This window comes from Bacteroides sp. ET489 (genome assembly GCF_030518095.1).
GTDB classification, from domain to species: domain Bacteria; phylum Bacteroidota; class Bacteroidia; order Bacteroidales; family Bacteroidaceae; genus Bacteroides; species Bacteroides ndongoniae.
On sequence record NZ_JAULLJ010000026.1, the window covers coordinates 25,368 to 42,832 of the forward strand.

General features: G+C 45.9%; 13 protein-coding genes, 3 tRNA genes and 1 pseudogene. 10 read left to right on the plus strand and 7 right to left on the minus strand.

All coding sequences use genetic code 11. The features are described 5' to 3' along the window. Window positions 1-170: 170 nt before the first annotated feature. From Q3C19_RS13290 to Q3C19_RS13310, 5 genes are all read left to right on the plus strand, one after another. On the plus strand, window positions 171-1,400 hold the full coding sequence (locus Q3C19_RS13290; RefSeq protein WP_302729897.1) for an efflux RND transporter periplasmic adaptor subunit: 1,230 nt from the start codon (window positions 171-173) through the stop codon (window positions 1,398-1,400). Window positions 1,401-1,417: 17 nt separating this feature from the next. Then, complete coding sequence (locus tag Q3C19_RS13295) at window positions 1,418-2,167, plus strand: ABC transporter ATP-binding protein (protein ID WP_302729899.1); 750 nt, start codon at window positions 1,418-1,420, stop codon at window positions 2,165-2,167. Between the two features lie 73 nt (window positions 2,168-2,240). Then, window positions 2,241-3,458 (plus strand): ABC transporter permease, encoded by a 1,218-nt coding sequence (locus Q3C19_RS13300; RefSeq protein ID WP_302729901.1) that lies wholly within the window; start codon window positions 2,241-2,243, stop codon window positions 3,456-3,458. Window positions 3,459-3,487: 29 nt separating this feature from the next. Then, a complete protein-coding gene (locus Q3C19_RS13305; protein WP_302729903.1) occupies window positions 3,488-4,555 on the plus strand; it encodes a sensor histidine kinase in 1,068 nt (355 codons plus the stop codon). Between the two features lie 12 nt (window positions 4,556-4,567). Beyond that, the gene (locus tag Q3C19_RS13310; protein ID WP_302729905.1) at window positions 4,568-5,275 is read left to right on the plus strand and encodes a LytTR family DNA-binding domain-containing protein; all 708 of its coding nucleotides are present in this window, start codon (window positions 4,568-4,570) and stop codon (window positions 5,273-5,275) included. A 17-nt stretch (window positions 5,276-5,292) separates the two neighbouring features. Here the strand turns inward: Q3C19_RS13310 and rhuM are convergent, their stop codons facing one another. Then, window positions 5,293-6,294, minus strand: a complete 1,002-nt coding sequence (gene rhuM / locus Q3C19_RS13315; protein ID WP_302729907.1) for a virulence protein RhuM/Fic/DOC family protein — start codon at window positions 6,292-6,294, stop codon at window positions 5,293-5,295. Between the two features lie 464 nt (window positions 6,295-6,758). Between rhuM and Q3C19_RS13320 the strand changes: the two genes are divergently transcribed. The 3 genes from Q3C19_RS13320 (at window position 6,759) to Q3C19_RS13330 (ending at window position 10,758) form a co-directional block, all read left to right on the plus strand. After that, on the plus strand, window positions 6,759-7,514 hold the full coding sequence (locus tag Q3C19_RS13320) for a NigD-like protein (protein ID WP_022161727.1): 756 nt from the start codon (window positions 6,759-6,761) through the stop codon (window positions 7,512-7,514). Window positions 7,515-7,825: 311 nt separating this feature from the next. Further along, window positions 7,826-9,484 carry a long-chain fatty acid--CoA ligase gene (locus tag Q3C19_RS13325; protein WP_022161728.1) on the plus strand — a complete coding sequence of 553 codons (1,659 nt, stop codon included), beginning with the start codon at window positions 7,826-7,828 and terminating at the stop codon, window positions 9,482-9,484. 50 nt (window positions 9,485-9,534) lie between these two features. After that, on the plus strand, window positions 9,535-10,758 hold the full coding sequence (locus Q3C19_RS13330) for a hypothetical protein (protein WP_302729911.1): 1,224 nt from the start codon (window positions 9,535-9,537) through the stop codon (window positions 10,756-10,758). A gap of 22 nt (window positions 10,759-10,780) precedes the next feature. On the opposite strand, the gene Q3C19_RS13335 is transcribed toward Q3C19_RS13330, so the two are convergent. The 5 genes from Q3C19_RS13335 to Q3C19_RS13355 all read right to left on the minus strand — a co-directional run bounded on the left by Q3C19_RS13335 (window position 10,781) and on the right by Q3C19_RS13355 (window position 14,850). Then, window positions 10,781-12,766 carry a fructose-1,6-bisphosphatase gene (locus Q3C19_RS13335; RefSeq protein ID WP_277121701.1) on the minus strand — a complete coding sequence of 662 codons (1,986 nt, stop codon included), beginning with the start codon at window positions 12,764-12,766 and terminating at the stop codon, window positions 10,781-10,783. Between the two features lie 23 nt (window positions 12,767-12,789). Continuing rightward, window positions 12,790-14,460 (minus strand): putative transporter, encoded by a 1,671-nt coding sequence (locus Q3C19_RS13340; RefSeq protein ID WP_071149548.1) that lies wholly within the window; start codon window positions 14,458-14,460, stop codon window positions 12,790-12,792. A 138-nt stretch (window positions 14,461-14,598) separates the two neighbouring features. Next, a tRNA-Glu gene (locus Q3C19_RS13345) sits at window positions 14,599-14,670 on the minus strand. A 14-nt stretch (window positions 14,671-14,684) separates the two neighbouring features. Next, window positions 14,685-14,757 (minus strand) — tRNA-Lys (locus Q3C19_RS13350). Window positions 14,758-14,763: 6 nt separating this feature from the next. Next, a tRNA-Ser gene (locus Q3C19_RS13355) sits at window positions 14,764-14,850 on the minus strand. Window positions 14,851-15,162: 312 nt separating this feature from the next. Between Q3C19_RS13355 and Q3C19_RS13360 the strand changes: the two genes are divergently transcribed. Together Q3C19_RS13360 and Q3C19_RS13365 are read left to right on the plus strand one after the other, a co-directional pair. Further along, window positions 15,163-16,509, plus strand: a complete 1,347-nt coding sequence (locus tag Q3C19_RS13360; RefSeq protein ID WP_071150694.1) for an MATE family efflux transporter — start codon at window positions 15,163-15,165, stop codon at window positions 16,507-16,509. A gap of 117 nt (window positions 16,510-16,626) precedes the next feature. Beyond that, a complete protein-coding gene (locus Q3C19_RS13365; RefSeq protein ID WP_302729914.1) occupies window positions 16,627-17,208 on the plus strand; it encodes a Crp/Fnr family transcriptional regulator in 582 nt (193 codons plus the stop codon). A gap of 11 nt (window positions 17,209-17,219) precedes the next feature. Here Q3C19_RS13365 and Q3C19_RS13370 read toward each other — a convergent pair. After that, window positions 17,220-17,414 (minus strand): annotated as a pseudogene (locus Q3C19_RS13370) (hypothetical protein); the annotation flags it as partial. Between the last annotated feature and the right edge of the window lie 51 nt (window positions 17,415-17,465).

Below are 17,465 nucleotides of genomic sequence, written 5' to 3' on the forward strand. Positions count from 1 at the left end.
AACAAGTTGACGAGTTGACAAGGAGTTTGTAACGAGCCGTTTTAAATGGCCCTTTATTAAACAGGACATTCCGAACCTTGTGGCATTGCTGACTGAAGCCTTGTCAACCAATAAGTTGAACACATGCGAAACTCAAGCAAGATTGAAAAAATATTTAAAAAAAATAGTATATGAACAAGAAAAAAATTATTCTTATCATCGCTGTTGTCGTTGTGATAGGTGCTGTAGGAGCCTGGCTGTTGGGAAGTTCGTCAGCCAAGAGTAAAGTTACCTATGCCACAGCCACAGTAGGCAAAGGGGAAATTTCTGAATCGGTAACCGCAACCGGAACCATCGAACCGGTAACCGAAGTGGAAGTAGGTACGCAAGTCAGTGGAATTATCGACAAAATATATGTCGATTACAATTCCGTAGTAACCAAAGGAGAGCTCATTGCAGAAATGGACCGTGTGACGCTTTTGACGGAAGTAGAATCGCAAAGAGCTACTTATAATGGAGCAAAAGCTGAATATGAATATCAGGAAAAAAACTACAAGCGTAACAAAGGGTTGCACGAAAAACAACTGATCAGCGATACCGATTACGAACTGTCACTTTACAATTACGAAAAAGCAAAAAGCACTTACGAAAGCTGTAAAGCCACGTTGGCTAAAGCAGAACGGAACCTGGCATATGCAACCATCACTTCGCCCATCGATGGCGTGGTCATCAGCAAGGATGTAGAAGAAGGACAGACAGTAGCTTCCGGCTTCGAGACTCCGACCCTGTTCACCATCGCTGCCGACCTGACACAGATGCAAGTAGTGGCCGACGTAGATGAAGCAGATATAGGCGGTGTAGAAGAAGGACAACGCGTGACCTTTACTGTAGATGCCTACCCCAATGATGTTTTCGAAGGAAAGGTAACACAAATCCGTCTGGGAGACGACAGCTCATCAAGCTCGACAAGCAGCTCTTCCTCAAGTACGGTTGTTACCTACGAAGTAGTCATCTCGGCACCCAACCCCGACCTGAAACTGAAACCACGGCTGACAGCCAACGTTACCATTTATACGTTGGATAGAAAAGACGTACTGTGCGTTCCTTCGCGTGCTCTGCGTTTTACCCCCGAAGCACCGCTCATTAACGAGAATGACATTGTGAACGATTGCGATGCAGAACATAAGGTATGGACTCTCGAAGGAAATACCTTCACTGCTCATCCGGTTGAAATAGGCATTTCCAACGGCATCAATACAGAAATCGTAAGCGGCATCACCGCTGGCACTGTCATCGTGACCGAAGCCACCATCGGTAAATCGGGTGCAAACAATGCCCCTGAGGCAATAAACCAAAACGGCGATACTGAAAAAAGTCCGTTTATGCCTGGTCCGCCGGACAACAAAAAGAAAAACAAATAATTCATCAAACGAATATCATGAGTAAAGTCGTTATTGAACTTCAAAATATAAAACGTAATTTCCAGGTTGGAGACGAGACAGTCCACGCATTGCGTGGGGTCTCGTTTACCATAACCGAAGGAGAATTTGTCACCATCATGGGAACATCCGGATCGGGGAAGTCCACTCTGTTGAACACCTTGGGATGCCTCGATACTCCAACAAGCGGAGAATATTATTTGGACGGAATCTCGGTACGTACCATGTCGAAACCCCAACGTGCCATCCTGCGCAACCGGAAAATAGGCTTTGTCTTCCAGAACTACAACCTGCTGCCCAAAACAACCTCTGTAGAAAACGTCGAACTGCCCTTGATGTACAACTCTTCCGTTTCGGCGGCCGAACGAAGAAGACGTGCCATCGAGGCCCTTCAGGCTGTAGGATTGGGAGACCGACTGGAACACAAATCCAACCAGATGTCCGGCGGACAGATGCAACGTGTAGCCATTGCACGTGCCTTGGTCAATAATCCAGCCGTAATCTTAGCCGATGAAGCTACCGGAAACCTGGATACCCGGACTTCGTTCGAAATTCTGGTTCTGTTCCAAAAGCTGCATGCCGAAGGACGAACCATCATCTTCGTGACACACAATCCCGAAATAGCACAATACAGCAGCCGCAATATTGTGCTAAGAGATGGACAAGTGAGAGAAGACCGTTTGAATGACCACATCTTAAACGCAGCCGAAGCACTTGCTGCCCTTCCCAAACAGGAAGACGATGATTAAAAGTGCATAAGAAACGAGTTCATTAGAATCAGACAACCCCGATCGGACTTATCAACATCAAAATAACGAAACAATGAATGGTACTAATCTATTTAAAATAGCTCTGCGCGCACTGGCTAACAATAAGTTGCGTGCATTCCTTACCATGTTGGGCATCATCATCGGTGTGGCTTCGGTCATCACCATGCTTGCCATCGGACAAGGTTCGAAAAAGAGCATTCAAAAACAAATCTCGGAAATGGGTTCGAACATGATTATGATCCATCCGGGAGCAGACATGCGTGGCGGTGTACGCCAGGACCCCAGTGCCATGCAGACATTAAAGCTGACCGACTACGAATCGCTGCGCGACGAAACAAACTACATTGCGGCCATCAGCCCCAACGTATCCTCATCCGGACAGCTCATTGCAGGTAACAATAACTATCCGTCTTCGGTAAGCGGAGTCGGGCTTGACTATCTCGAAATCCGCCAGCTCAACATCGAGAGCGGTGAAATGTTTACCGAAACCGACATACAGACCTCGGCCAAAGTGTGCGTCATCGGTAAAACCATTGTTGACAACCTGTTCCCCAACGAAGACCCCATCGGACGAATCATCCGTTTCAATCAGGTTCCCTTCCGGGTGGTAGGAGTCCTGAAATCGAAGGGATACAACTCAATGGGTATGGACCAGGACGATGTAGTGCTGGCTCCCTATACTACCGTCATGAAGCGTCTGCTTGCCCAAACCTATCTGGAAGGAATCTTTGCCTCAGCCTTAACAGAGGACATGACAGACAATGCAACCGAAGAAATCACGGAAATCCTACGTCGCAACCACAAGCTGAAGGAAAGCGATGACGATGACTTCACCATCCGTACCCAACAGGAACTTAGCAGCATGCTTAACACCACCACCGACCTGATGACTACGCTTTTGGCATGTATCGCCGGCATCTCATTGGTTGTAGGCGGTATCGGCATCATGAACATCATGTATGTTTCGGTCACCGAACGCACCCGGGAAATAGGTTTGCGTATGTCGGTCGGCGCACGAGGGATTGATATCCTGAGCCAATTCTTAATCGAAGCCATCCTCATTAGCATTACGGGAGGTATCATTGGTGTCATCATAGGATGCGGTGCCTCGTTCATCGTAAAGAATGTAGCCCATTGGCCCATCTACATACAGACATGGAGTGTATTCCTGTCATTTGCAGTCTGTACGATTACCGGTGTGTTCTTCGGATGGTATCCGGCCAAAAAAGCTGCCGACTTGGATCCTATTGAAGCCATACAGTACGAATAAATCAAAAATAATGCTATCTTTGCAACACCATGAAACAACTTGAAGCTTCCTCACGTTACCACATCATCGAAGCCATGATCCATATCATTGGCTGGGGAATTGTATTTGCCTTTCCCTTTATCATGATGAGCCGTAGCGGATTCACCATCACCTGGCAGGACTATCTGCACCACGGAGGCATCGTACCAATCACTTTCCTGATTGTATTTTACATCAACTACTTCATCCTTATCCCCCATTATCTGTTTAAGGGACGGACGAAAGAGTATTTCATACTAAACCTACTGCTGATAACGTGTACGGCAGTAGGTGTACACTTCTGGCAGGATTACATGTCCGTCCGTTATCCACGGAAAGATGTCGAAGGAGACAAACCCATGGGGCCACCCCGCTGGATATTTTTCCTTCGCGACATCTTTTCCATGATACTTACCGTTGGACTGAGCACCGCCATCCGATTGAGCGGACGATGGGGACAGATCGAAGCAGCCCGACGGGAAGCAGAGAAGAGTCGAACGGAAGCTGAACTGAAGAATCTGCGCAACCAGCTGAATCCACACTTTCTGCTCAACACGCTCAACAACATCTATGCACTGATAGCTTTCGATACAGACAAGGCACAGGCTGCCGTACAGGAATTAAGCCGTTTGCTGCGTCATGTGCTATATGACAACCAGCAGAATTTTGTTCCCCTGGGAAAAGAAATGGACTTCATACGCAATTATATCGAACTGATGCGTATACGGCTGTCTTCCAATGTAACAGTAGAAACTGCAATCTCTGTCCGACCCGACAGCCGGACAGAGATTGCCCCATTGATATTTATTTCTTTAATAGAAAATGCTTTCAAGCATGGCATCTCACCTACCGAGCCTAGTTATATACGCATTCATTTCTCCGAAAGCGAACAGGAAGTACGCTGCGAAATCTACAACAGCTACCATCCTAAAAACGAAGCGGACAAAAGCGGAAGCGGCATCGGACTGGAACAGGTGCGAAAAAGACTGGAACTCACTTATCCGGGCCGTTACAACTGGGAACACGGAGTCAGTGAAGACAATACCGAATACAGATCTGTTCTTGTAATCAACATATAATAACCAAAGACTATGACTCTGAACTGTGCAATAGTAGATGATGAACCGTTAGCTCTTAACCTTTTGGAGAGCTACGTCAATAAAACCCCGTTTCTTACATTGGCGGGCAAGTATTCCAGCGCTGTGCAAGCCATGAAAGAATTGCCGGGCAAACAGATAGACCTGCTGTTTCTGGACATCCAAATGCCCGAATTAAACGGTTTGGAATTCTCCAAAATGGTCAATTCACATACCCGTATTGTCTTCACTACAGCTTTTGGCCAGTATGCCATCGACGGATATAAAGTCAATGCCTTGGATTATTTGTTGAAACCCATTTCGTATGTCGATTTCCTTCAGGCTGCCAACAAGGCCGTACAATGGTTCGAACTTCTGCAACAGCCCAAAGAAGAGATTGACAGCATCTTCGTCAAGAGTGAGTATAAGCTGGTGCAAATTGAACTGAAAAACATTCTTTATGTTGAAGGACTGAAAGACTACATCAAAATCTACGAAGAAGGCAATTCCAAACCCATCCTCTCGCTAATGAGCATGAAAGCGATGGAAGAAATGCTTCCGGCTTCCCGATTCATGCGGGTACACCGCTCGTATATTATTCAGAAAGACAAAATCCGCATCATCGACCGCGGACGCATTGTTTTTGGCAAAAACTACATTCCTGTCAGCGACAGCTACAAACAAACCTTCCAAGAGTTTTTGGACAAGCGGACGTTGACATAAAAGAATGGCCCCCCGTCTTACTCATAATTGTTCTTGTTAATCAGGTTGACCACTACTTTCACCATGATATCCTTTTCCTCCGTACGGCTCTCGGCTATCATCAGTGTAAGAGCCACAAGGGTGTTGTCGGCAATGCGTTTGCTCCCATCCGGATTATAAAGAATGCCATTGCCGGCCATAAACCACAGAAAGAGGGTGGCCGCAATGCGTTTGTTTCCATCGCTGAATGAATGGTTTTTCGTCACAAGGTAAAGCAGCATGGCGGCTTTTTCCTCTACAGAAGGATAAAGATCTTGCCCGCCAAAAGTCTGATATATTTGCCCGATAGAGCTTTTAAAAGAATCATCCTTCTCGTGGGCGAACCATTGGCTTCCACCGAATTTTTCTTTCAGTTCTGTTATGGCCTGCATGGCTCCTTCGTAAGTAGCATGAAACTTAGCTTCGTTGGTGGTCTGCTCTACCGCCAATTGCTGATAATCGTACCGATCTAAAGTATCGAGAGCATAAGCGTAATCAGAAACGACCTCCACCAGATTGAGCGCATCATCGGAAGTCAATGTTTCCTGTGCCTTGACTGTACGGCCCAAGACCGTTACCAATTGCTTCAATTCAGTATAACGCTGTTCGGTCAAAGATTTGTTGATGGCATAGCCTTTCACCAGATATTCTTTCAGCACTCTATTGGCCCATCGGCGAAAGTCCACACCTTTTTTTGATTTGACCCGATAACCCACCGAGATGATGACATCAAGGTTATAAAAACGTACATCATGTGTCTGGGTTTTGCCTTCCAGCGCGCCGTGTGCTGTGGTTGTCGCAAAATTTGCGACAACCACTTCGCCCGCAAGTTCCTCTTTTATGGCATTGTCTATATGCTTACGGATTGTTTTTGAATCGCGCCCAAATAGTTCGGCTATCTGATAGGCGTTCAACCATACCGTATCTTGGTCTATTCTGACCTTAAGCTGTGTTTCTCCATCTTCCGAACGATAAATTACTATTTTGTCATTCAATTCCATAACTCAACCCTCTAAACAGATTTAACAAAATGATGATACTTGCAAAAGTAACAAATAAATTTAAGGAAACTAAAGTTGAGTATGAAATGTTTATCACGTCTTTTATAATGCGCAAAAGTCTACAGTTAAGGCAAGACTAATACAACAGTTAACCCAAGGTTACTGCATCAGTTAATGCAATACTACTGCAACAGTCAATGCAGCAACACTGCAACAGTTAATGCAGTTTTAATGCCTAACTGCGTATATCTCCTGCAATAACTGTAGACGTCTGAAAGCTCTTCCACTACCCTCTCTCAACGCTTGCCCAGACTTTAACAAGAAGTTTGCCCAAGAAAAACAGGCATCCGGCACTTTATCATTAATTAACTACCCAGTAGATGCAGTATTCCGGGATTTTGGTATTTCTATCTACAGAGAAATGATTTTATCAATACTAATTTTAATAGAAAGAAATACAAACTATGAAAAGATCTTTTAGCATCAAGCATCTGTTTGCTGCCACAGCTATTCTGGCAGGAGCTTTTACCCTTCAGTCGTGTCTGGACGATGATGACAACAATTGTTACAGATACTCACTCCCCAATGCCCTGGTTACCGTAAAACACGCGTCTGACAATCTGCTGTTCCTTCAGTTGGACGACAGCACGACCTTGCTTCCGTGCAACGTCAAGACTTCACCATTCGGAGAAAAGGAGGTCAGAGCACTGGTAAATTACACTCCGGTAGACGAGCCGAGCGGAGAATTCGATCAGGCCATCCACATCAATTGGATAGACAGTATTCTGACCAAACCGATTGCCCCGGACTTGGGTGAGGAAAATGATAAGGTTTACGGTACCGACCCTGTCGAAATCGTTAACGACTGGGTGACTATCGCCGAAGACGGGTATCTGACACTTCGCTTCAGAACACTTTGGGGAGGATATGGCGAAAGACATTTCGTAAATCTGCTCTTGTCGCAAAATCCTGAAAATCCGTACGAAGTGGAATTCCGTCACAACGCTTACGGAGACGTCTACGGAGAACCTGGCGACGGACTGGTAGCTTTCAAGCTGGACGAACTGCCCGACACGGAGGGCAAAACCGTCAAGCTGAAGTTGAAATGGAAATCGTTCAGCGGCGATAAGAGTGCCGAGTTTGACTATTGCACCCGCAAAGCTACCACACCCGAATCGGACGAAATCGCAACCCAAAGAAGCGTTTTGCAATTGCAATAATTTATTAAAAAAAGACAATTCCTGACTTATTGAAGGTGTGTCAAAACTTAAAGTGACTGACATTTTGTTCTTTTCAGGTACGGAATTACGCGGAAAAACTCAGAGAAATAAGAATCATAATCCGCAAACTCCCTGTAATCCGTGCCTAAAGGAAAGCAGTTCCTTAGTTTGACACACCTTCATTTTTTTAAATCAGTTTACCCCTCCCGATGTTGAACGCACCCTTTCCAGTGTATTCTTTCGCTAAAAAGTTTGCATTCTATAGATAAACCCTTATATTTGCACAAATTAGATATAAATGTGCAATAATTATGGAAAAAAGTTTTATCGCATACATAGAGAACAGCATCAAACAGAACTGGGATTTGGACGCACTGACAGACTACAAAGGCGCTACCCTGCAGTACAAAGACTTAGCCCGCAAAATAGAAAAGCTACACATCATATTCGAAGCCAGCGGCATACAGAAAGGAGACAAAATAGCGGTCTGCGGACGAAACAGTTCGCACTGGGGAGTAACTTTCCTCGCAACCCTGACCTATGGAGCGGTCATCGTACCCATCTTACATGAATTTAAGGCAGACAACATACACAACATCGTAAACCACTCCGAAGCCAAACTTCTATTTGTCGGCGATGTGGTTTGGGAAGCCCTCAACGAGGCTGCCATGCCGTTGCTGGAAGGCATCTTCATGATGACCGATTTTACACTACTGGTTTCGCGAAATGAACGGGTTACGTACGCACGCGAGCATCTGAACGAAATGTTCGGCAAGAAATTCCCCAAAAACTTCCGTAAGGAACACGTTGCCTATCATGTAGACCAGCCCGACGAATTAGCCGTACTCAATTATACTTCGGGAACTACCAGTTATTCAAAAGGAGTCATGTTGCCCTACCGAAGCTTATGGTCGAATACCCGCTTTGCCTTCGAGGTATTACCGCTGAAAGCCGGCGACAAGTTAGTATCCATGCTTCCTATGGCACACATGTACGGTTTGGCTTTTGAATTCCTGTACGAAGTGGCTGCAGGATGCCACATATACTTCCTGACACGAATGCCAAGTCCGAAAATCATCTTCCAGGCATTCGCCGACGTCAAGCCCAATCTGGTTGTCGCCGTCCCTCTTATCATCGAAAAGATCATTAAGAAAAACGTGCTTCCCAAGCTGGAGACTCCAACGATGAAACTGTTGCTGAAAGTCCCCATCATCAATGACAAAATAAAAGCCAGCGTACGCGAACAAGTCATCAAGGCTTTTGGAGGCAACTTCTGCGAAGTCATTATCGGCGGTGCGGCCTTCAACCATGATGTGGAACAGTTCCTTAAAATGATAGACTTCCCTTATACCGTAGGCTACGGAATGACAGAATGCGGACCGATTATCTCGTACGAAGACTGGACACGATTCAAAACCGGTTCGTGCGGAAAAGCAGCCCCACGCATGGAGGTAAAAATACTGTCGCCCGACCCCGAAAACATTCCTGGTGAAATTGTCTGCCGGGGACCTAATGTGATGCTGGGCTATTACAAAAACGAAGAAGCTACCAGACAGACACTTGATAAAGACGGATGGCTGCATACCGGCGACCTGGCTCTGATGGATGCAGAAGGAAACATCACCATCAAAGGACGTAGCAAGAACATGCTGTTAGGGCCAAGCGGACAGAACATTTATCCGGAAGAGATTGAAGATAAACTGAACAACATGCCTTACGTGGCCGAAAGCATCATTGTGCAGCAAAACGAGAAACTGGTAGGACTGGTTTATCCTGATTTTGAAGAAGCTTTTGCCAACGGACTGAAGAATGAAGACATCGAACGGGTGATGGAAGAAAACCGTGTAGCCCTCAATGCCGAACTTCCAGCCTACAGCCAAGTGGCCAAAATGAAAATCTATCCGGAAGAATTTGAAAAGACACCTAAAAAGTCTATCAAACGCTTCCTGTATCAGGAAGCCAAAGGATAGTAAACTGCCTTCTATCCACCAATGACGGATATACAAACATCGTATCAATCATGAACTGTATAAAAAAGACAAGTTTATCTATATGCTCCCTGCTACTGGCAGGGAGTATTTTTAGCCAAACAACTACAACTCCACCCATTGCACACAGCAAGCCCGGAATCAACATTTCCCTATGGAAAAACATTTCCACACAGCACGATGATACAACCCGCAATACGATTTTCAACCTGGGACTGTATTCATCCATCAACCGCCTGAACGGACTCGGCATCAACATTTTGGGAACAACCATACGTCAGGAAGCCAACGGAATGGCTGTCTCGGGAATATTCAACGTAGCCCAAGGCAACGCACGCGGCCTTCAGCTGGCAGGCATCACCAACATCAACGGGAACGATTTTAGCGGTATTTCTGTCTCCGGACTGGTCAACCTAACAAGTTACCAAATGAAAGGACTGTTGTTGTCCGGACTTACCAATATTACAGGCAACTATAGCCGGGGATCCGTACTGGGAGGATTACTCAACTTCTGCGGAGAGGAAGCGACCGGATTCCATTTAGCCGGACTGGCTGACATTTCGAGTACAGACTTTTCCGGGGCGAGTCTTTCCGGCTTCATCAACGTCGCAGGAAACAATCTGCACGGATTGCAAATTGCAGGAATTACTTCCATTGCAGCCAACCACATGACCGGTGTGCAAATTTCCGGATTAGGAAATATTGCCGGAGGAAAGGTATGCGGACTCCAGCTGTCGCCCATTAACATTGCTACCGATGCCAAAGGATTGCAAATCGGCATTGTGAACTATTACAAAAACAACTTTGACGGTCTTCAGCTGGGTCTGGTCAACGCTAATCCTCATACCCGCATCCAGCTGATGCTTTTCGGAGGAAACACGAGCAAGCTGAACATGGGCGTACGCTTTAAGAACCAGTTGTTTTACACAATCCTGGGAGGAGGCACACACTATCTGGACTTCAGCGACAAGTTCTCCGCCTCGTGCTTCTATCGTGCCGGTCTTTCCCTCCCCCTGTGCCAACGGTTTTCCATAAGCGGAGATCTGGGCTACCAGCACATCGAAACATTTAAAAACGAAAGCAATACCGTCCCCGCACGGCTCTATGCGCTGCAGGCCCGTATCAATCTGGAGTATAACGTAACTGAACGTTTCGGCATCTTTTGCACCGGCGGATACGGCATCAGCCGTCCTTATACGCAAAACAGGAACTTCGACAAAGGTCTCATCTGGGAAGGGGGCATCATTTTATTCTAAAATGCTTGCCCCCAACCGTTTTTTACTCTTTCTCCTTAATGAAGCCTGTCCGGTAGGCAACCAATAATTTCTCAAGATCGCGGATCTGTGTGGTCAGTACCTGCCCTTTATCCGTATCTTTCACCATCATTCGCTGAGAATTGAATTCGATGACAAAGGTGGTCGATTTGATATCCAAACCTTCTTCAATAGCTTTCTGACGACTTTGGAACGGTTCGTGCTGTACCAGCTGCAATCCATGCGAATGGTATACCAACGTATATCCGGCAATTCCGGTTTCCGGCTGATAAGCTTTTGAGAAACCACCGTCTATTACAAGCAGTTTACCATCTGCCTTGATCGGTTTCTCGCCCTGAATAGTCTTTACCGGCACATGACCATTAATGATATGCGAATGTGGACCGGGCTCTACTCCAAACTCACGTAAGATATTGTCACAAATATCCGCACGGTTGCGTAAAGTGTAATAATACCCCTTCGTCTCCTTATGCAATTCCTTATCTGCTATGAAATAACGTTCGAATGTAGCCATCTTGTCCTTGTCAAAGGAAGGAGCATCGGGACCGCACCACATGTACCAGACATAGTCCAAAGCAAAGCGTTTTTCTTCACAGTCCTCGTCGAAATAAGCAGTCCGTATCAGCTGATCCGTTTTCAGCAACAGCTTGTGTCCCCAATATTCTTTCTGACCGATGCGGACATGCTTAAAGCTTCCGTCTTCGTTCAAAGGCACCGAAGCATGATACAACAGATTGCTGTTGCACACCAGATACATTCCGCCATAGGTAAAGAGACAGCGCATATGCTTCTTCAGTTTCTCGCTGTTCATAAACGAGGCATGAATCTTGTCTACCAGTTCCCGCTCCTCATCCGTCAAACGATAAGGATCGGCAGGATCGACGGTAGGCAGATTGGTATCGCGCAATGCGTATTCTTTTCCTTCGTACATGAAAACACCCCGTTCAAAATCAATCTTATGCAATAGTTTGCGGTTTTCCATTCCAAACTCCGGTCTGCGGCTGATAATCTCGGCCTCCAGCTTAAGCTGTATGATGGTAATCGCCTTATGCATCTGAGTAATCAGCCTCAACGTCTTCTCATTATACTCTCCATCGGCAAAATTCATTTTAGGAGCGAAAATGGAACAAGGATCATCACCATAAGTATCCATGGCAAAAGTGGCTAGAGGCAGAAGGTTGATGCCATAGCCGTCTTCCAGCGTAGCCAGGTTGGCATAACGCATAGACATACGGATTACATTGGCTATACATGCATCATTGCCCGAAGCGGCACCCATCCACAATATATCGTGATTGCCCCACTGGATATCAAAGTTATGATAATCACAAAGTGTATCCATAATAATATGAGCACCCGGACCACGGTCGTAAATATCACCCACAATATGCAACAGATCGATGGTAAGACGCTGGATAAGATTGCACATGGCTATAATAAAGTCGTCAGCCCGCTTGGTCGAAATGATCGTGCTGATAATGACGTTGATATAAGCATGCTTGTTGGGTTCGATGCTTGACTCGTGCAACAATTCCTGGATGATATACGAGAACTCTTTGGGCAACGACTTACGGACTTTAGAACGTGTATACTTGGACGAAACGTTCTGGCAGACTTTCACAAGCTGGTTCAAGGTGATCTGATACCAGTCCTCCAAATCCTGCTCGCGCTCTTTCACCAGTTGCAGCTTTTCTTCCGGATAGTAAATCAATGTACACAGCTCTTTCTTCTCGCTTTCACGCAAAGTATGGCCAAAGATTTCGTTTACTTTTCGTTTCACGGCTCCCGATCCGTTTTTCAACACATGCTGAAAAGCCTCGTATTCACCATGAATATCGGTCAAGAAATGTTCTGTTCCCTTTGGAAGATTCAGAATAGCTTCCAAATTGATAATTTCGGTACTGGCATCGGCTATCGTAGGAAAACTGCGAGAGAGCAATTGCAGATAGCGCAAATCGCCGACTATACTTTCCGGAGTAATGGTTCCCATAATTCTGTTATCTTATAATATTCTTATCCATGTAAAAAAAACATCAGCAATACCTGAGCTATAATAACCCTGATAAACATACACAACGGATAAACCGTAGCATAAGCGACCGACGGATTATCGCCTGGAATCGTATCGTTTGCATAGTTCAAAGCCATTGGATTGGCCATGCTTCCGCAAAGCATACCCGTCACTGATCCGAAATCGACTTTCGCCCATTTGAATGCCACAACACCGACTATCAAGACCGGAATAACGGTCAGGGCAAATCCGACAGCAATCCACAGCGCTCCTTCGGGTCTGAACACCGTTTCAAAAAAATGAGCACCGGCGTCCAACCCCAGACAAGCCAGATAGAGCGACAGGCCTAATGCACGAAGCATCAGGTTGGCACTGCGTGTGGTATATGTTACCATGTGCATACGCGGGCCAAAAGTGCCTATCAGGATACCTACAATAATAGGACCACCCGCCAAACCCAATTTTACGGGAGCACTTATACCAGGAATGCTAATGGGAACGGCTCCCAATGCCAATCCTAAAATAATGCCGACAAACACGGCTACCAGATTGGGCTCTTTCAAACTCTTAATAGCATTACCCAGCACTTTCTCAACATTGTGGATGGAAGCGGCCTCGCCTACTACCGTCAGTCTGTCGCCCAACTGCAAGGTCAGTTCGGCTGTAGCCAACAGCTGTACGCCACTACGATAAACACGGCTTATGTTAATTCCATAATGATTCCGCAAATGCAGTGAACCCAACTTTTTACCGTTCAGTTCGGGACGCGTCACAACGATGCGCTGCGAAATCAGTTGGCTGTCAATCGCATTCCAGTCAATATCTTCTTTATTCCAATCCGTATGTTCCTGTTCGCCAAACAATACAGTCAGTGCCGGCGCGTTCTTTTCGGAAGTAATAACCAATAAACGGTCGCCTTCCTTAATGACTTTGTCCGAAGTAGGTATACTGACATTTCCATCACGCCACAATCGGGAAATAACAAACTTCGGATAATTCTTCAATGCCCCGATCTCCTTAATACTCATATTGAAGATGGCAGGATTGTGAACCTGAAAGGCCGCAATATACGTTTTATTCTCATTCTCCTTTTCTTTCACTTCCAGATCTTCTTTCCGAACCATTACCTTACGCATCAGCAATATGGCCAGAATTACGCCCACCACTCCCAACGGATAGGTCACCGCACATCCCAATGCCGGCGTACTTGTCTCCAGGCCCAACTGTTTCAGCGTCTGCTGGGCGGCACCCAACGCCGGAGTATTGGTTGTAGCTCCACAAAGTATACCAACCATATCGGGCAAAGAGATTCCGCAAGCATAACTGCCCAAGACGGCCAATAGAGTGCCTACCAGAACGACACCAATGGCCAGAAGATTCAGCTGGACGCCTCCTTGACGAAAGGAACTGAAGAAACCCGGTCCTACCTGAAGCCCCAGGGCATAGACAAAAAGAACCAGACCGAAGCTTTCGGCATAATTCAGCATTTGCGGGTCGATGGATAGTCCAAAATGCCCCGACAGAATACCGGTAAAAAACACAAAAGTAACTCCAAGAGAGATGCCACAAACCCGCACTCTCCCCAAGCCCAATCCGATGGCGGAAATCAACGAAAGTACGATAACCGCCTGCAAGGCGGAGTGCTCAACGAACAAACTATATAACCAGTCCAAAGCGTTTCTTGATTAAATATACAATTTGACTAATGAAACCATGTCTTATGCAAAGATACACATTCTCTTCGGAGAGTGAAGAGAAAAGCCATAAAAAAAGCGGTTTACCTTTTTAACCGGCAACCGCTTCATTATTTGTAGTGGATACGAGAATCGAACTCGTATTGCATGCGTGAGAGGCATGTGTCCTAACCGTTAGACGAATCCACCGTCCCATCTCATTGTACACCCTCAGGGATTCGAACCCTGGACCCACTGATTAAGAGTCAGTTGCTCTACCAACTGAGCTAAGAGTGCATTAGGCGGAAGCTGGGGGATTCGAACCCCCGGTACGGTAACCCGTACGTCAGTTTAGCAAACTGGTGGTTTCAGCCACTCACCCAAACTTCCTTTAACCTGCATTATCTCTCAAATGCGGTGCAAAGGTATGGGAAACTTTTGGACTGTGCAAGTCTTTTCGATAGTTTTTTTTCGCCACCAGTTGCCAAAAACAGCTAATTGGCTAACATTCAAAACATAAAACATCGAAAAAAAATTCTTGATTTATATCAACACCCTCCTTCCCCCTTTTTCATACCTTTGCGCAATTTTATTTCAATACGCACAGTCCTGCAAAGGACTTGTACAAGATAAAGCACTATATATCTGCAATTTGTATATTAAGAAAGTCTTTTTCCCTATAAAAATTCAATAGGTATGAGTATGATACAACAGGAAAGTTTGAAAAAACGACTGGCCAAACTGGCTGCTCCCATATTTATAGAGACCCTGCTCATTATGATGCTCGGCGCCGTCGACACCATTATGCTAAGCCGGCATTCGGACAACAGCGTTGCTGCCGTAGGAGTAGTCAACCAAATCATCATGCTTACTTTTCTGGTTTTCGAAGTGATCAATCTGGGTACTTCTGTACTTTGCTCCCAATATCTGGGCGCACGCCTGCAAAAAAAGGTTGTTCAGGTAGTCGGCGTATCCATCCTGGTCAATCTTGCAGTAGGCATCACAGTCAGTCTTCTGTTATACCTTGGCGCCAGCCCGATTCTCCGGCTGATGGGGCTTACACCCGAACTGATGAAAGACGGTTTGTCCTACATGCGCATAGTGGGTGCATTCGCATTCTTTCAGGCTCTTTCCCTTACCCTTTCTGCTTCGTTGCGCAGCGCTAACAAGGCCATCTACCCCATGATGGTCACTGTGGTCGTCAACATACTTAACATTATCGGTAACTACTCCCTGATATTCGGCCGTTTCGGCTTTCCGGAACTTGGAGTAGAAGGTGCTGCCATTTCTACAGCTTTCAGTCGTGGTGTGTCCATGATCTTACTCTTTATCATTCTATTCCGCAAACATATCTCACGTTTCCCGCTGGCCTATTTCCGTCCTTTCCCCTGGATCGAACTGAAAAACCTGATGAAAGTAGGATTGCCTTCGGCCGGCGAGCAGTTGTCTTACAGTTCTTCGCAGGTGGTTATCACTTACTTCATCAATATGCTGGGAGTAGAGGCACTTGCCACACGAACCTATTGTGTCAACATCGTTATGTTCGCTTATCTGTTCAGCATATCCATGGCACAAGGAGGAGCCATCTGCATCGGCCATCTAATCGGAGAACGAAAACCTCATGCCGCCTTCCTTATGGGCAAATATGTCATGAAGAAGTCGGTGATGATCACCGTTATTCTTTCTACCATCCTTGCTTTATGCGGACATAGCATCCTGGGATGGCTTACTTCCAACCCCGAAATTATCCGCCTGGGAGTACTTATCCTATTCATAGACATCATTCTCGAAATAGGACGTCCTATCAACATCTTTGCCACAGCAGCCCTTCGGGCAGCAGGCGATGTCAATTATCCCTTCTACGTAGGACTTGTGGTTCAATGGAGCGTAGCTGTCGGATTGGGATATTTCTTCGGCATTCCACTCGGTTGGGGCATCTGCGGCATGTGGACAGCTTTCCTTTTAGACGAAAACATCCGGGGAGGTATTTTTGTACGTCGCTGGTACAGCATGAAATGGGCAAGCAAAAGTTTTGTAAAGAACTCCTAACTGCCCACAGCAAAGGTCACGAGCCAGAAAGGAGGAACATCAAAAACGCACGTTCTTCTTGCTCATTCAGTCTTAATATACTACCTTTGTTGTCGAAACAACAAATTATTGTAGATTATGGACGAGCTTTTAAAACAAACAATCGACCTGGCTGTCAATTCACGTTATCCCGGTATGCTGCCCGAAGCAAAAAGAATGCTCGGAGAGATTCTTATCCGTAAAGAAGTAGCCAAGGGAGAAGTTATGCTCAAGGAAGGCCAAATCAGCCATCACATCATCCTTGTTGGAAAAGGAATGATGCGACAATTCTATTACAAGGGGGGAAAAGACGTCACCGAACACTTTTCGTATGAAGGATGTGTCCTGATGTGCATTGAAAGCACCTTGAAAAAAGAGCCTACCAAATTGATGATTGAAGCTCTGGAAGACAGCATTGTCTATCTGCTACCATACGATAAATTGATGCAACTTACCGAAATATCCTGGGAGATAAACATGTTTTATAGGAAAATTCTGGAATACTCCCTCATCGTATCCCAAGTGAAAGCCGACTCCTGGCGTTTTGAGACCGCACGCGAACGTTACAACTTGTTGTTGAGCACACAACCTGAGGTCATCAAAAGAGCCCCTCTTTCGCATATTGCCTCCTATCTGCTAATGACCCCTGAAACATTAAGTCGGGTACGTTCGAATTCATAAATATATATTTCTTCGCCATAAACGGCATCCAGCATGCGGTTCAGCCCGTCGTAGGTGAACTTGTAGCCGCGGAGGGTTGTCTCATTTCCGGCTTTCCAGGTCATGCTGCTGATGTTGCCGTTGTAGCAGGGGGTGCCGTTCCCGGTGTTGTAATACAGGTTCTGTGAGAACTTGTTGCCGCTGATGGCTGTCAGCCAGCCGCGGAGGTAGCAAATAAAAAAGCAACCCTTAAACAAGATTACTCCTAAGTTAAGGAT

Excerpts from the sequence above, each read along its gene's own strand:
- Q3C19_RS13360 (WP_071150694.1), top strand. The coding sequence starts at position 15,163 with ATGATACAACAGGAAAGTTTGAAAAAACGACTGGCCAAACTGGCTGCT.
- Q3C19_RS13320 (WP_022161727.1), top strand. The coding sequence starts at position 6,759 with ATGAAAAGATCTTTTAGCATCAAGCATCTGTTTGCTGCCACAGCTATT.
- Q3C19_RS13365 (WP_302729914.1), top strand. The coding sequence starts at position 16,627 with ATGGACGAGCTTTTAAAACAAACAATCGACCTGGCTGTCAATTCACGT.
- Q3C19_RS13325 (WP_022161728.1), top strand. The coding sequence starts at position 7,826 with ATGGAAAAAAGTTTTATCGCATACATAGAGAACAGCATCAAACAGAAC.
- Q3C19_RS13335 (WP_277121701.1), bottom strand. The coding sequence starts at position 12,766 with ATGGGAACCATTACTCCGGAAAGTATAGTCGGCGATTTGCGCTATCTG.
- Q3C19_RS13305 (WP_302729903.1), top strand. The coding sequence starts at position 3,488 with ATGAAACAACTTGAAGCTTCCTCACGTTACCACATCATCGAAGCCATG.
- Q3C19_RS13330 (WP_302729911.1), top strand. The coding sequence starts at position 9,535 with ATGAACTGTATAAAAAAGACAAGTTTATCTATATGCTCCCTGCTACTG.
- Q3C19_RS13290 (WP_302729897.1), top strand. The coding sequence starts at position 171 with ATGAACAAGAAAAAAATTATTCTTATCATCGCTGTTGTCGTTGTGATA.
- Q3C19_RS13295 (WP_302729899.1), top strand. The coding sequence starts at position 1,418 with ATGAGTAAAGTCGTTATTGAACTTCAAAATATAAAACGTAATTTCCAG.
- rhuM (WP_302729907.1), bottom strand. The coding sequence starts at position 6,294 with ATGGAATTGAATGACAAAATAGTAATTTATCGTTCGGAAGATGGAGAA.
- Q3C19_RS13300 (WP_302729901.1), top strand. The coding sequence starts at position 2,241 with ATGAATGGTACTAATCTATTTAAAATAGCTCTGCGCGCACTGGCTAAC.
- Q3C19_RS13310 (WP_302729905.1), top strand. The coding sequence starts at position 4,568 with ATGACTCTGAACTGTGCAATAGTAGATGATGAACCGTTAGCTCTTAAC.